Annotated in this window: 12 protein-coding genes; 7 read left to right on the top strand and 5 right to left on the bottom strand. The window is 67.2% G+C overall.

Annotated features, from left to right (window positions below):
- Positions 1 to 3 precede the first annotated feature (3 nt).
- Positions 4 to 1197: a bifunctional 2-C-methyl-D-erythritol 4-phosphate cytidylyltransferase/2-C-methyl-D-erythritol 2,4-cyclodiphosphate synthase gene (locus tag ACQKLX_RS00575; RefSeq protein WP_427358530.1), complete on the bottom strand. Its 1194-nt coding sequence runs from the start codon at positions 1195 to 1197 to the stop codon at positions 4 to 6.
- Positions 1198 to 1379: 182 nt separating this feature from the next.
- On the opposite strand from ACQKLX_RS00575, the gene dusB reads away from it, so the two are divergent.
- The 7 genes from dusB (at position 1380) to hflX (ending at position 10671) form a co-directional block, all read left to right on the top strand.
- The gene (gene dusB, locus ACQKLX_RS00580) at positions 1380 to 2402 is read left to right on the top strand and encodes a tRNA dihydrouridine synthase DusB (RefSeq protein ID WP_427358532.1); all 1023 of its coding nucleotides are present in this window, start codon (positions 1380 to 1382) and stop codon (positions 2400 to 2402) included.
- A 107-nt stretch (positions 2403 to 2509) separates the two neighbouring features.
- Complete coding sequence (locus tag ACQKLX_RS00585) at positions 2510 to 3562, top strand: two-component system sensor histidine kinase NtrB (protein WP_427359251.1); 1053 nt, start codon at positions 2510 to 2512, stop codon at positions 3560 to 3562.
- 26 nt (positions 3563 to 3588) lie between these two features.
- Positions 3589 to 5040, top strand: a complete 1452-nt coding sequence (gene ntrC, locus ACQKLX_RS00590; protein ID WP_427358534.1) for a nitrogen regulation protein NR(I) — start codon at positions 3589 to 3591, stop codon at positions 5038 to 5040.
- A 150-nt stretch (positions 5041 to 5190) separates the two neighbouring features.
- Positions 5191 to 7440 (top strand): sensor histidine kinase NtrY-like, encoded by a 2250-nt coding sequence (locus ACQKLX_RS00595; RefSeq protein WP_427358536.1) that lies wholly within the window; start codon positions 5191 to 5193, stop codon positions 7438 to 7440.
- Entirely contained in the window at positions 7437 to 8804 is a 1368-nt protein-coding gene (gene ntrX, locus ACQKLX_RS00600) for a nitrogen assimilation response regulator NtrX (protein ID WP_427358538.1), read from the top strand. The genes ACQKLX_RS00595 and ntrX overlap by 4 nt, the downstream gene beginning before the upstream one ends.
- Before the next feature lie 197 nt (positions 8805 to 9001).
- A complete protein-coding gene (gene hfq, locus ACQKLX_RS00605; RefSeq protein ID WP_057192822.1) occupies positions 9002 to 9250 on the top strand; it encodes an RNA chaperone Hfq in 249 nt (82 codons plus the stop codon).
- A 50-nt stretch (positions 9251 to 9300) separates the two neighbouring features.
- On the top strand, positions 9301 to 10671 hold the full coding sequence (gene hflX / locus ACQKLX_RS00610; RefSeq protein WP_427359253.1) for a GTPase HflX: 1371 nt from the start codon (positions 9301 to 9303) through the stop codon (positions 10669 to 10671).
- A 12-nt stretch (positions 10672 to 10683) separates the two neighbouring features.
- On the opposite strand, the gene ACQKLX_RS00615 is transcribed toward hflX, so the two are convergent.
- The 4 genes from ACQKLX_RS00615 to ACQKLX_RS00630 form a co-directional block, all read right to left on the bottom strand.
- The gene (locus tag ACQKLX_RS00615; protein WP_427358541.1) at positions 10684 to 12312 is read right to left on the bottom strand and encodes a phytoene desaturase family protein; all 1629 of its coding nucleotides are present in this window, start codon (positions 12310 to 12312) and stop codon (positions 10684 to 10686) included.
- Between the two features lie 50 nt (positions 12313 to 12362).
- Complete coding sequence (gene hspQ / locus ACQKLX_RS00620; RefSeq protein ID WP_427358543.1) at positions 12363 to 12692, bottom strand: heat shock protein HspQ; 330 nt, start codon at positions 12690 to 12692, stop codon at positions 12363 to 12365.
- A 117-nt stretch (positions 12693 to 12809) separates the two neighbouring features.
- Positions 12810 to 13859: an HpcH/HpaI aldolase/citrate lyase family protein gene (locus tag ACQKLX_RS00625; RefSeq protein ID WP_427358545.1), complete on the bottom strand. Its 1050-nt coding sequence runs from the start codon at positions 13857 to 13859 to the stop codon at positions 12810 to 12812.
- 126 nt (positions 13860 to 13985) lie between these two features.
- Positions 13986 to 15092, bottom strand: a complete 1107-nt coding sequence (locus ACQKLX_RS00630) for a DUF2865 domain-containing protein (RefSeq protein WP_427358547.1) — start codon at positions 15090 to 15092, stop codon at positions 13986 to 13988.
- Positions 15093 to 15202: the final 110 nt, after the last annotated feature.

The following is a 15202-nucleotide window of genomic DNA, read 5'->3' on the forward strand; positions in this document are numbered from 1 at the left end:
GCCTCACTCCGGTTCGGGCAGGCGGATGGTGGCGGTGGCGAGCGCAGCCAGGCCCTCGCCGCGCCCGGTGAAGCCGAGGCGCTCCGAGGTCGTCGCCTTGACCCCGACATGGTCGAGACGCAGGCCGGCGATCTCGGCGATGCGAGCCCGGATCGCCTCGCGATGCGGGCCGACCTTTGGCCCCTCGCAGACGATGGTCAGGTCGAGATGATCGATCCTGCCGCCGCGCTGCCGGACACGTTCCGCCGCGAAGGCGAGGAAGCGGTCGGAGGAAGCGCCGCGCCATTGCGGGTCGCTCGGGGGAAAATGGCTGCCGATGTCACCATCGGCCAAGGCGCCCAGCACGGCGTCGGTGAGCGCGTGCAGGGCGACGTCTCCATCGGAGTGAGCGGTGACACCGCGGCTGTGCGGGATCCGGATACCGCCGAGCCAGACATGATCGCCTTCGGCGAAAGCGTGGACGTCGTAGCCCGTGCCGGTGCGAGTCACGAGCGGGCGGGCGAGGCGCTGCTCGGCCAATTCGAAATCGCCGGGATAGGTCAGCTTCAGGTTCATCGGGTCTCCGGCGAAGGTCGCGACGCGGTGGCCGGCCCATTCCATGATGGCGGAATCGTCGGTGAAGCCGCCGGCTGCGGCGGCATGGGCCTTCCTGTGCGCGGCAAGGAGCGGCTGGAAGGCGAAGGCCTGGGGCGTCTGCACGAAGGCGAGCTGTTCGCGCGGCAGGGTTTCCTCGATCACGCCGGCGGCATCGACGCGCTTGACGGTATCGGTCACGACGAGCGCCGGGATCGCGGCGACATGCTTACCGCTCGCCGAAAGCGCCCGCTCGATCAGGGCCGGCGAGACGAAGGGGCGGGCAGCGTCGTGCACGAGCACGCTGCCGGCGAATCCGGTCGCCGCGAGTGCCTCCAGCCCCATGCGAACCGAAACCTGCCTAGTCTCGCCGCCGTCGATCGGTGTGGTCAACCGGCTGCGCGTCGTTTCCGGCAGATGAGCGATCGCATCGTCGTAGCGAACGCCGTCGCCGGCGCCGATCACCACCAGCACCGTGCCGATGCGATCGTCGGCAAGGAAGGGCGCGAGCGTACGGCACAGCACAGGCACGCCATCGAGCTGCCGGTACTGCTTCGGAGCTTCCGCGCCGGCACGCAGGCCGCGCCCGGCGGCAACGATCAGGGCTGCGACGGCCGGTGTCATCGATCCTCTGGGCTCCGCTACTCAGGGCCTCGCTGATAGGACGGCAACGGCCCGCCGCCAAGCCGTCGACGTTCCGAAGCAGGAGGCGCCACCACGAACCCTGCGCCATATGTCGATATTGCAATGCAATATGGCGTGAAATTCTCTTGCGCGGCGCAGCATTTGTCCAATAAATCAGCACAATGGAAATTGCCTCAAATTCAGGCGAGCATCAGGCCGCGATCGGTGGACTGCTCCCGGTATCGCGCGCTTTCCTCGCGCCGATGTCGGGGGTGACCGATCTCGCCATGCGCCGGATCGCCGCGCGCTTCGGCGCCGGGCTCGTCGTCTCCGAGATGGTCGCCTCGGACGAACTCGTCCGCGGCAGCGAGGAAGCACGGCTGCGGGCCGAGGGCGCCGGCGTCACGCCGCATGTCGTCCAGCTCGCCGGCTGCGAGGCGCGCTGGCTGGCGGAAGCTGCGCAGGTGGCAGAGGCGTCGGGCGCCGACGTCGTCGATATCAATATGGGTTGTCCGGCGAAAAAGGTCGTCGGCGGCTGGGCTGGTTCGGCGCTGATGCGCGATCTCGACCACGCTATCGGCCTGGTCGAAGCGGTCGTCGCGGCGGTGAAGGTGCCGGTCACGGTCAAGATGCGGCTCGGCTGGGACGATGCCAGCCGCAACGCGCCGGAGCTCGCCCGCCGCGCCGTGATGGCTGGCGCGGCTGCGATCACCGTCCACGGCCGCACGCGCCAGCAATTCTACAAGGGCCAGGCCGATTGGGCGGCGATCCGCCCGGTGCGCGCCGCAGGGCTATTCCCGCTGGTCGCCAATGGCGACATCGCGACGCTGGAGCAGGCGCAGGCCTGCCTGGAGCAATCGGGCGCCGACTACGTCATGGTCGGGCGGGCGGCGACGGGCCGCCCCTGGCTGCCCGGTGCGATCGGCGCCGCGCTCGCTGGCCGCGAGCCGGGGACGATCTCGCTCAGTACCAAGCACGACATCGCCCGCGAGCATTACGAGAGCCTCCTGTCCCTGATGGGGCGTGAGACCGGCGTCCGCCACGCTCGCAAGCATCTGGCCGCCTATGCCGACGAAGCGCTCGCCAGCGGGCTGGAACCGGACGAGACCGCTCGCCGCGAGCTCCTCACCACCACCGAGCCTGCCCGCGCCATCACGGCGCTCGGGCAACTGTTCTCGACCGACCGTCTCGGCGCGGCCGCCTGACCACGAAAGTCCCGCATATGACGATGGCGATGTTCAACGAGGATGCGGAGGAGCGGCACGGAGCCTTGTACGATCTTCTCGAAATCCAGGCGCTGAATGTCCTGCCGATGCCGGTGCTGGTGATCGGGGAGGGGCACGGCATCCTCTACGCCAATACCGCCGCGGAGGACTTCTTCCAGGCCAGCGCGCTCGTCCTGAAGCGCCAGCGCCTCGACGATCTCGTCGCCTTCGGCTCGCCGGTCCTGACGCTGGTCGAGGAGGTGCAGCGACGCGGCGCCAGCGTCAGCGAATACCGGCTCGAGCTCGCCTCGCCCCGGCTCGGCCTCGACCGGGTGGTCGACGTCTTTGCCTCGCTCTTGCCCAGCCAGCCCGACGCCGTGGTGCTTTTGCTGCAGGAACGGACAATTGCCGAAAAAATGGACAGGCAATTGACGCATAGAGGGGCAGCCCGCTCGATTACTGCGCTCGGCGCGATGCTGGCTCACGAGATCAAGAATCCGCTCTCGGGCATCCGTGGCGCGGCGCAACTGCTCGAAGCCTCGGTCGAGGACGATGACCGCCTGCTGACGCAATTGATCTGCGACGAGGCCGACCGGATCGTGAAGCTGGTCGAGCGCGTCGAACTGTTTGGCGATGACCGGCCGGCCGAGCGCGGGCCGGTCAATGTCCATGACGTGCTCGACCATGTGAAGCGACTGGCCCAGTCGGGCTTCGCCCGCCACATCCGTTTCAGCGAGATCTATGATCCCTCGCTGCCGCCGGTGGCAGGCAATCGCGACCAACTGGTTCAAGTCCTGCTGAATCTGGTGAAAAATGCGGCAGAGGCGATCGGCCAGGACGCCATCGACGGCGAGATCACGCTCACCACGGCCTATCGCCCCGGCATCCGCATGCAGGCGCCCGGCTCCGGCGCGCGCCTTGCCCTGCCGCTCGAGATCGGTATCCGCGACAACGGGCCCGGCGTACCGCCCGACCTGCATCAGCACCTGTTCGATCCCTTCGTCACCACCAAGGCACAGGGAAGTGGCCTTGGACTTGCACTCGTCGCCAAGGTGATCGGCGATCACGGCGGAATCGTCGAATGCGAGTCCGCGCCGCGACGCACGACATTCCGCATTCGATTGCCCCTGCACGAGGCGAAGCCGCCTCAACTGGGGTGAAAGACGAGTAGGACACGGAAAAGCGCATGCCGACGGGTAACATTCTCATTGCTGACGACGATGCGGCGATCCGCACCGTCCTCAACCAGGCCCTCGCCCGCGCTGGTTACGAGGTTCGCACGACAGGTCAGGCGGCGACGCTCTGGACCTGGGCTGCGCAGGGACTCGGCGATCTCATCATCACCGACGTGGTGATGCCGGACGGCAATGCCTTCGACCTGCTGCCGCGGATCAAGCGGGTCCGGCCGGAACTGCCGATCATCGTCATGAGTGCGCAGAACACCTTCATGACCGCGATCAAGGCCTCCGAACGCGGCGCCTATGAATACCTGCCCAAGCCCTTCGACCTGAAGGAGCTCGTCGCCATTGTCGGGCGAGCCCTGTCGCGGCCGCGTGGCGACGCGCCGCGCAACCAGCCCGCCGAGCCCGAGGATATCCCACTGGTCGGCCGCTCGCCGGCGATGCAGGACGTCTATCGCGCGCTTGCGCGTCTGATGCCGATCGACCTGACCGTGATGATCAACGGCGAGTCCGGGACCGGCAAGGAGCTGGTCGCCCGTGCCCTCCACGATTACGGCAAGCGCCGCACCGGGCCTTTCGTCGCGATCAACATGGCGGCTATCCCCAAGGACCTGATCGAATCGGAGCTGTTCGGACATGAGAAGGGCGCCTTCACCGGCGCGCTGACCCGCTCCTCCGGACGCTTCGAGCAGGCCGAGGGCGGCACGCTCTTCCTCGACGAGATCGGCGACATGCCGATGGAGGCGCAGACGCGGCTTCTGCGCGTTCTGCAGCAGGGCGAGTACACCACGGTCGGTGGGCGCACGCCGATCAAGACCAATGTCCGCATCATCGCCGCGACCAACAAGGATCTGCGCATCTCGATCGCGCACGGCCTGTTCCGCGAGGACCTGTTCTTCCGCCTCAATGTCGTGCCGATCCGGTTGCCGCCTTTGCGCGAGCGGGTCGAGGACATTCCCGATCTCGTCCGTCATTTCTTCGCGCTGGTCGAGAAGGAGGGCCTGCCGCGCAAGCAGATCGATTCGGAGGCGATGGACGTGCTGCGGCGCTATCGCTGGCCCGGCAATGTGCGCGAGCTCGAGAATCTGGTGCGGCGACTGGCCGCGCTCTATCCCCAGGATACGATCACGGCGCCGATCATCGAAGCCGAACTGCAGCCGGCGAGCGGAGCTCCCATGCAAGCCGGTGGTGGCAGTGCGCCGGAGCGGACGGAAACCCTTTCGGGCTCGGTCGAGCGCCATCTCACCCAGTATTTCGGCGGTTTCGGCGACCAGATTCCGCCGCCCGGCCTCTACCACCGCATTCTCCGCGAGATCGAGCCGCCCTTGATCGCCGCGGCCCTGGCAGCGACGCGCGGCAACCAGATTCGCGCCGCCGAGTTGCTGGGACTTAATCGCAACACCCTGCGCAAGAAGATCCGCGAGCTCGACATGCAGGTGGTGCGCTCGCCGCGCTGACGGCGAGGCGGTGTGGCTGCCTTGCATCTGTCATATTTTGACAACACCGTTGCGGCGGCGCATCAGTGCGTCGTGTGACGCCTGTTCGAAGGGCGTCGCGGGCAACGGAGCTTCGGCATCGCCTTGACGGCCTCGACCGGTGACATGCGCATGACGCCCCGGACCGACGACCCGCCCCGCCGGGTCTCGGGCTGGCTCGGCGCGCTCGTCGTCGGTTTCGCCCTGGTCTCGGCGCTGACGACCTTCCTCGTGCTTTCAGGCGCGACGCCGGTCGCGCCTGTCCATGAGGTCGTGGTCGGCGTCTTCGTCATCAACGGCCTGCTGATTCTGCTGCTCCTGACCATTGTGGCCTTTGAAGCGGCGGTGCTGATCCGCGCCCGGCGCAAGGGTGTGGCCGCCGCCGGCCTGCATGTGCGGATCGTCAGCCTGTTCAGCATCGTCGCCGCCCTGCCGGCGGTGCTCGTCGCGATCATTGCGACGGCGACGCTGGAACGTGGCCTGGAGCCCTGGTTCTCGGATCGCATGCGCGACGTGATCTTCAAATCCGTCGAGGTGGCCGACGCCTACACCACCGGGCAATGCCGCTCGCTCGGCCGCGAGATCCGGTTGCTCGCGGACGATCTCGGGCGTGCGAAGACGGCCTATGACGCCGACCGGCGTTGGTTCGAGAACTTCCTGACGGCACGCGCCACGGCGCTCGGCCTGCCGGTGGCCTGGATCATGAAGCCGCCGGACAACGTCCTCGTCCGGGCCAATATCGACGTCCTGCGGGACGCCCATAAGCCGAATGCCGATGCCTTCGACGATGCACAGAGCTCACCCGAGCCGATTTGCGTGCTGCCGTCGACCGGCCGGGTCTTCGGCGCGCTGATGAAGCTGCCGAGCTATGACGGCGCTTTCCTCTATGTCGCTCGCGAGGTCGATCCGCTCGCAGTCGAATTCCCGGCTGTCGCCCGTGGCGCCGCGGTCGAATATCTCGGCATCGATGCGCGCCGGAAGGGTGTGCAGATCGCCTTCGCCTCCATGTACGCGCTGATCTCGGTGATCCTGTTGCTCTCGGCGATCTGGCTCGGCCTCAACTTCGCCAACGGCCTCGTCGCGCCGATCCGGCGGATGATCCACGCCACCGACCAGGTCTCCAGCGGCAATTTCTATGTCCAGGTGCCGATCAGACGGGCGGAAGGCGATCTCGCCCATCTCGGCGAGACCTTCAACAAGATGACTGCGGAACTGCGCCGCCAGCGCGACGGCCTCGTCACTGCGAGCGAGGTGATCGACAGGCGCCGGCGTTTCACCGAGACGGTGCTGTCCGGCGTCTCCTCCGGCGTGCTCGGCATCGACGAGGACGGCCACATCACGCTCAGTAACCGTTCGGCCGAGGCCCTGCTCGGCGCCGGCGGGCGTCTGCTCGGCGAGCCCGTCGCTCGCGTCGTGCCGGAGATCGCCGGCTTCGTCTCCGAGGCGCTCACCAGCCGCCAGCGCCTGAGCTCTAGCCAGGCCGCGATCACCCGCGGCGGGCGCGAACGCATGCTCAACATCCGGGCGACGCGCGAAGGCGAGGGGGCCGGCGCCGGCCTGGTGGTGACGCTCGACGACATCACCGATCTCGTCTCGGCGCAGCGCACCGCCGCCTGGGCCGACGTCGCCCGGCGCATCGCCCACGAGATCAAGAACCCGCTGACCCCAATCCAGCTCTCGGCCGAGCGCATCCGCCGCAAGTTCGGCCGTGTCATCCTCGAAGACAAGGAGATCTTCGACCAGTGCACCGCCACGATCGTGCGGCAGGTCGAGGACATCCGCCGCATGGTCGACGAGTTCTCCTCCTTCGCCCGCATGCCCAAACCCTCGCCGGCGCGGGACGACATCGTCGAGACAGCGCGGCAGATCATTTTCCTGATGCGGGTAGGCAATCCCGAGATCGACATCTCCGACAATCTGCCGGAGACGCCGGTCCTGGCGCATTTCGATCGGCGCCTGATCTCGCAGGCCCTGACCAACGTCATCAAGAACGCGACCGAGGCGATCCAGGCCGTGCCGGCGGAGGAACGCGGCAAGGGGCGCATCGAGATCGGCTTCGAGCGGACGCAGGACGGCCGGATCGTCATCGACATCCTCGACAACGGCAAGGGCCTGCCGGCCGACCAGCGCCAGAAGCTGCTCGAGCCCTACATGACTACACGCGACGGCGGTACAGGGCTCGGCCTCGCCATCGTCGGCAAAATCCTCGAGGACCATGGCGGCGGCATCGAATTGCTCGACCGCCCGGACGGTGCTCGCGGTGCGCGGATCAGGCTCTGGTTCATCGAGACCGGGCCGCCGCCAGCCGGCGAAGACCGATCAGAAACAGGCAATAGCACGGCGGATTCCGCCGCACGACAAGTGAACGGGACGAAGGCATGAGTGCTGACATTCTCGTCGTCGACGACGAGGTCGATATTCGCGAACTGGTGGCCGGCCTCCTGGAGGACGAGGGCTACCGGACGCGCAAGGCGGGCTCCGCCGACGAGGCGCTGGCCGCGATCGCGGCGCGGCGGCCGAACCTCGTCTTCCTCGACATCTGGCTGCAGGGCAGCCGGCTCGACGGGTTGCAGGTGCTGGAGCTGATCAAGGAGAGCCACCCCGACCTCGCGGTCGTGATGATCTCCGGCCACGGCAACATCGAGACCGCGGTCTCGGCGATCAAGAGCGGCGCCTACGACTTCATCGAGAAGCCGTTCAAGGCCGACCGACTCGTACTCGTGGCCGAGCGCGCCTTGGAGGCCTCGCGGCTGCGGCGCGAAGTGCGCGAGCTCAAGACCCGCTCGGTCCAGGCCAGCCGGATCGTCGGCCGTTCGACTGCGGTCAACCAGCTGCGCCAGACGCTTGAGCGCGTCGCGCCGACCAATGCCCGCGTGCTGATCACCGGCGAGCCGGGTTGCGGCAAGGAACTGACCGCGCGCACCCTGCATGACGCCTCGACCCGCTCGGCCGGCCCCTTCGTCGTGATCAATGCGGCGACGATCACGCCCGAGACCATGGAAGAGGAGCTGTTCGGCATCGAGGGTGGCGACGGCCGCTCACGCCGCGTCGGCGCGCTCGAGGAAGCCCATGGCGGCACGCTCTACATCGACGAGATCGGCGACATGCCGCGCGAGACCCAGAACCGCATCCTGCGGGTTCTGGTCGATCAGAACTTCCAGCGCGTCGGTGGGGCGACCCGCGTCCATGTCGACGTCCGGATCATCTCCTCCAGCAGCCGCGATCTCGCCAAGCTCATCGCCGACGGGCAGCTGCGCGAGGATCTCTATCACCGGCTCGGCGTGGTGCCGATCCGCGTGCCGGCCCTGTCCGAGCGGCGCGAGGACGTGCCGGAGCTGATCGAGTTCTTCATGGACCAGATCTCGGTCGCGACCGGCCTGCCGAAGCGCCGGATGGGCGGCGATGCCATGGCGATCCTGCAGTCGCATGAATGGCCAGGCAACGTCCGGGAGCTCCGCAACAATGTCGAACGGCTGATGATCCTGACCAAGGGCGATCCGACCGCCGAGATTACGGTCGACATGCTGCCGGCCGAGGTCGGTGCCATGGTGCCGACGACGCCCTCCGGCTCGGGCGGCGAGAAGCTGATGAGCCTGCCACTGCGCGATGCGCGCGAGATCTTCGAGCGTGAATATCTGATGGCGCAGATCGCCCGATTTTCCGGAAACATTTCGCGCACGGCGGAGTTCATCGGCATGGAGCGTTCAGCCCTGCACCGTAAGCTCAAATCGCTAGGAGTAGGCTGAGCGACCCCGGCCGTGTTGCACTGCATGCAAGGCGGCCGGCCGAAATTGGTGTTGCGCAACCCTTGCGCGTCGTTGCCCGGTCACGATCTAATGGAGTGTCGGTGTTCCGAATGCCCGGCGATTGGCGCCGAAGCCTAACGGAACGATCTGGATCGCAAGTGCAAGCCGAGTTGCGATCCCAACAACAGGGGTTACCCATGGCCGCGGAGCGGGCTCAAAATCTCCAGGACACCTTTCTCAACCACGTCCGCAAGCAGAAGATCCCTCTCACCATCTTTCTCGTGAACGGCGTCAAATTGCAGGGCGTCGTCACCTGGTTCGACAATTTCTGCGTGCTGCTGCGCCGAGACGGGCATTCGCAGCTCGTCTACAAGCATGCGATCTCGACGATCATGCCGGGCCACCCGGTGCAGCTGTTCGAGCCCGAGGATACGGACAAGGCCTGACCGTGGGCGGGAAGGCCGGCAACTCGTCGACGACGGGTGGCGGAGCGTCGATCGGGATCTCGATCGACGCGGCCGAGCATGCCCTCGCGGCTGATACCCGCGCCTTCGTGGTCGGCCCCTATCTGGCGCGTCATGCCGCCAGCCGGGCCACCACGGCCGACGAGAACCAACGCAACCACGCGGCGCGGCTGGACGAGGCTTTCGGCCTCGCCAGCGCTATCGATCTCCAGATTGTCGAAGCGATCCCCGTGGTGCTGACGGCGCTGCGGCCCGCGACCTATCTCGGCAAAGGCAAGGTCGAGGAGCTCTCCGAACGCGTCAAGATCGAAGAGATCGGTCTCGTCGTGATGGATTGCGCCCTGTCGCCGGTGCAGCAGCGCAATCTGGAGAAGGCGTTCGGCTGCAAGGTCATCGACCGCACCGGCCTGATCCTCGAGATATTCGGCCGTCGCGCCCGTACGCGCGAGGGCGCGCTGCAGGTCGAACTCGCCCATCTCAACTACCAGAAGAGCCGGCTCGTGCGCTCCTGGACCCATCTGGAACGCCAGCGCGGCGGATTCGGCTTCCTCGGCGGCCCGGGCGAAACCCAGATCGAGGCCGACCGGCGCATCATCCAGGAGCGGATGACCAAGATCGAGCGCGAGCTCGACAGCGTGAAACGCACGCGCTCGCTGCATCGTGCGAGCCGCAAACGCGTGCCTTATCCGGTCGTCGCGCTAGTCGGCTACACCAATGCCGGCAAGTCGACCCTGTTCAACCGGCTGACCTCGGCCGAGGTTTTGGCGCAGGACATGCTCTTCGCCACGCTCGACCCGACGGCGCGGGCGCTGAAGCTCCCTCACGGCGCCAGGATCATGCTGTCGGACACGGTCGGCTTCATCTCCGAGCTGCCGACGCAGCTCGTCGCCGCCTTCCGCGCCACCCTCGAGGACGCGATCGAGGCCGACGTCCTGCTGCATATCCGCGACGTCTCGCATGAAGACACACAAGCCCAGGCCGCTGACGTCCGTGGCATCCTGCGCGATCTCGGCATCGATCCGGAAGACGGCGACCGCGTCATCGAGGTCTGGAACAAGGCCGACCTGCTCTCCGAAGAAGAGCGTGAGCGCCAGGCAGCGCTGACCGCGCTGAAGCCTGGCGCCTCGCGGCCGGTGCTGGTCTCTGCGCTGACCGGCGAAGGCATGGAGCGGCTGACCGATGCGATCGAGCAGCGCATCGCGCGGGCGCGGCCGGTCTATCGGCTCACCTTGGAGCCAGGCGACGGCAAGTCGCTGGCCTGGCTGCACGCCAATGGCGAGATCCTCGAGCGCGAGGATGCGGACGACGGCACGCTGAGTCTGTTGGTGCGGCTGCCGCCGGAGCGGGAAGGGGCCTTCGGCGCGCGCTTCCCACAGGCCGAACGCGTCAGCAGCAATCCCTGATGACGGATTTGGTTACGCTCGCGATGAGCGCAGCCTGAACCGCTGGTGTTTCAAGTCGGCCAGCACGGAACGGGCTGCGTTGTGACCAGGCGCGCCGGTGACGCCGCCGCCGGGGTGGGCACCGGAGCCGCAGAGATAGAGGCCCGGCACCGGCATGCGATAATCGGCATGGCCGAGCACCGGCCGGGCGCTGAAGAGCTGGTCGAGCGTCAGTCGGCCATGGAAGATATCGCCGCCGACCAGCCCGAAACGCTCCTCCAGATCGCTCGGCGCCAGCGCCAGCTGGCCGATGACGGAGGCGCGGAAGCCCGGAGCGTAGCGGTCGACCGTCTCGATCATCAGATCGGCGACCGTGTCGCGGTGCTTGTCCCAGCTCTCGCCGTCCGGCAGCTGCGGCGCGACATGCTGGCAGAACAGGCTCACGACATGCCGGCCGGGTGGGGCGAGGCTGTCGTCGAGCGTCGATGGGATCAGCATCTCGACGATCGGCTCGCTCGACCAGCCCGACAGCCGCGCCTGCGCATGGGCGCGGTCCATATAGGCGAGCGACGGCGCGATGATGATGCCGGCGGTGAGATGGTCGCCCGGTTCCGGCAGGCTTGTGAAGCGCGGCAGCTCCGACAGCGCCAGATTCATCCGGAAGGTCCCGGAGCCCGAGGCATAGCGGCGGATGCGCTCGCCGAAATCGGCCGGGACGACCGCCGGGTCGACGAACCGCTCGAACAGCAGGCGCGGGTGCAGGTTCGACACCACGGCGCGCGCCCGCACCACGTCGCCCCGTTCCGTCACGGCGCCGACGGCCCGACCCTTCTCGGTCAAGACCTCAGCGACAGGCGTCTCCAGCCTGATCTCGACGCCTTGCTCGGCGCAGGCCCGCGCCATCGCCTGCGTGATCGCGCCCATGCCGCCCAGCGCATGACCCCAGGCGCCGCGCTTGCCGTTGACCTCACCGAAGACGTGATGGAGCAGCACATAGGCCGAACCCGACGTATAGGGGCTGGCATAGTTGCCGACGACGCTGTCGAAGCCGAACAGCGCCTTGACCGGATCGCTCTCGAACCAGCCGTCGAGCCAGTCACCGGCCGATTTGGTGAAGAGGTCGACGAGATCGCGCCGGCCGGGCTGGTCGAGTCCGGCGACGCGCCGCCCTAGCGCAGCCACTTCCAGCACCTGCGGCAGCGCGGCCAGCCAGCCGCCATCACCGAGATTGGGCGGCGCCTGCAGCACGAGATCGCGCAGCATGGCGGCGACCCGTTCGAGCCGCTCACCATAGGCTGGCAGCCGCTCGGCATCGCGCGCGGAGAACTTCGCCACCTCCGCTTCGGTCCGGCCTTCGCCGGCCGCGAGATAGCGCCCGTCCGGCAAGGGCAGGAAGTTGGCGAGGCGTCGCTCGACGATGCGCAGCCCATGCCGTGCCAACTCCATCTGCGCGATGATGCGCGGGTTGAGCAGGCTGACCGTGTAGCTCGCCGTGGAATTGCGGAAGCCGGGATGGAATTCCTCGGTGACGGCCGCGCCGCCAACCACGGCGCGCCGCTCCAGCACGATGACCCTCAGCCCGGCCTTGGCGAGATAGAAGGCGCAGACAAGTCCGTTATGGCCGCCACCGAGAATGACGATGTCGGCATGGCTGGTGCTCACGAAACCACTCCTTCGTCAGCACGCAGCTTGTCGATTGGAAGGCCGACGGATCAGTTCAGCTCGGCCTTGTCGAGCCGGTACTTGCCCTTGCGGTCGCGCCGAAAATATTCGCGCGCCTGCGGATGACGGATCGGCCGGTTCGACTCGTCGATCACGAGATTTTGTTCCGAGACATAGGCGACGTACTCGGTCTCCTCGTTCTCGGCGAAGAGGTGATAGAAGGGCTGGTCCTTCGACGGGCGCAGGTGCTCCGGGATCGCCAGCCACCATTCGTCCGAATTCGAGAACACCGGATCGACGTCGAAGATCACGCCGCGGAACGGGTAGACGCGATGGCGCACTACATCGCCGATCCGAAATTTCGCCGTGCGTGATTCCATGATCCTCGTTCAGCCCAAACCCGGCTCGCCACAGCCGATGTCGCCGCACCCCAGCGCTTGACGTAGGATTACGTCGCAAATGCGTCAACATCCGTGGATGTCGCGGGTACTAACTCTTCAAAGCCCATAGCGAGCCGCAAGTTCCGGATCCCGCGCCGCCACCTGCCGCGCCAGGTCGACGATGACCTTTGCCTGCTTCCAGGTCGCGTCGTCCTGCATCTTGCCGTCGATCATCACCGCGCCCGAGCCGTCCGGCATCGCTTCCAGGATGCGGCTGGCGAAGGCGACCTCATCCGGGTCCGGACTGAAGACGCGCTTGGCGATTGCGATCTGCGAGGGATGCAGCGTCCAGGCGCCGGCGCAGCCGAGCAGGAAGGCGTTGCGGAACTGCGCCTCGCAGGCGGCGGCGTCCGAGAAGTCGCCGAACGGGCCATAGAACGGCTTGAGGCCGGCCGAGGCGCAGGCATCGACCATCTTCGCGAGGGTGTAATGCCAAAGATCCTGCTGCGCGATCGCGCGCGGGCCGCCATCGGGGGTAGGATCGGCGATGACCTTGTATTCGGGATGGCCGCCGCCGACGCGCGTCGTCTTCATCGCGCGCGAGGCAGCAAGGTCGGCCGGTCCCAGGCTCATGCCGTGCATGCGGGGGGAGGCGGTGGCAATCGCGTCGACATTCTTGACGCCTTCGGCCGTCTCCAGGATGGCGTGGATCAGGACCGGCTTGGGCAGGGCATGCCGCGCCTCGTACTGCGCCAGCAGCTGGTCGACATAGTGGATGTCCCAGGGCCCCTCGACCTTGGGCACCATCACGACGTCGAGCTTGCCGCCGATCTCGGCCATGATCGTGCTGATATCGTCGAGGAACCAGGGCGAGTTCAGCGCATTGACGCGGGTCCACAGGCCGGTCGCGCCGAAATTGGTCGCTTTCGCCAGCTCTATGAAGCCGTCGCGGGCGGCCTGCTTGGCTTCGGCCGAGATGGCGTCTTCGAGATTGCCGAGCACGATGTCGACTTGGCCGGCCAGCTCAGGCACCTTGGCGCGCACCTTCTCCAGATGCGGCGGCACGAAATGGATCATCCGCTCCAGCCGCAGCGGCAACTCGCGATAGGGCTCGGGCGCGCCGATCGCCAGCGGGCGGAAGAACTGGCGCGGCGTCTTCGTCGTCATGCTCGGCTCCATGCTGCAATGCAGCGAATGTGCCGGAAGGCCAGTTCCCCGTCCATCGGTCTTTTGGCGGCTTTTGGGTGCATTATCCTAGGATGAAAAACCCAGGATGATCATCCTACGCTCCAGTCAATTGCGTGCGAACGGAGTTTGCAGCACCACGCGCGGCGGGTTGGCGATCGGGTCGCGCGGATTGAGCTGTCCGCGCAGGCCGAGTGCATCGCTGGCGTAATTGTCGTCATGCAGGCTGGCCTCGCGCACCCGCATCTGCCGACGCAGGGCACGAGCCTGCGCCTCCATGTGCGAGATGCCGACCTTCTCGTCGATCTTGCGGCGGTCGCTGGCGGTCAGCTCAGGCGAGCCACGGAAATCACGGAAGTCGGCAGCGGTGTAGGGCCATTTGCCGCCGTTGAAGGTCCGCACCCTCCCGTCGAGCACGATGCTGTCGCCCGGCCGCAAGGTGAAGTCGCGCAGCAGCGAGACACGACGGTCCTTCGCGGTCGCGATGGCGGGCCGGCAGGCCGGATCGGCGCCGCGCTCATAGGCATAGGCCATCGGCAGCTGGCGATAGGTCTTGCCGTCGTTCGCCACGGCGTCGTCGATGGTCGCAGCACCGGCCGCGACCTTGAAGACCTTGACCGGCACGCCCGGATTGGCGGCCTGGCAGAGCGCCTCATGCGCCTTGAGGTCGGACTGGCCGCGCAGATGGCCGATCGGCGCCTGGAAGCCGTCGCAGAGGCGCACGCAGATGGTGCGCGTCACATCGGCCGCGCCGGACACGGTGTCATAGCGCATCGCCGGCAGCTTCGGCTTGTGCTGCGCCTGCTTCGGCGCGGCCTGGACCGGCCGGAAAGGATTGAGTTCGACCGGCGGCGGCGCGAGGCGCCCGTCTGGACGCGTCTGCTGGAAGAAGGGCAGGGACCAGGTCTGGCGAGCCGGGGCATAGGCCGAGACCGGCACGGACGCGAAGGTGGCCCTGGACGCGATGCGCTCGGCCCGGTTGGCGGCTTCCTGGCGGTGGAAGGCACGGATGCCGGCATCGTCCTCGGCCTGGACCAGCGAGACGGTCAGGATCGTGCCGCCCGCGCCGAGCGCGAGCCCTAGGCCGGCCATGGCCATGAGGCGCAGACCGCCATTGCGGCCACGCGAAACGGGATTCACCTTCGTCGAGGAGCTGGAACCGGTCGGCGGGACAGGATCGGAACGCAGGCAATCGACATTACGGACACGAAGCACCGCGATTTCTCCATCGCTCGCTGGTTCATTGTCCGCCGCAGGATTGGCTTAGTTTACTTTTTGTTAAGACTCAACGGGCGGCGGGGCGCTGTCACCGCAAAGCCGGCGTC

This window comes from Allobosea sp. NPDC003192, assembly GCF_050275675.1.
Lineage (GTDB): Bacteria > Pseudomonadota > Alphaproteobacteria > Rhizobiales > Beijerinckiaceae > Allobosea.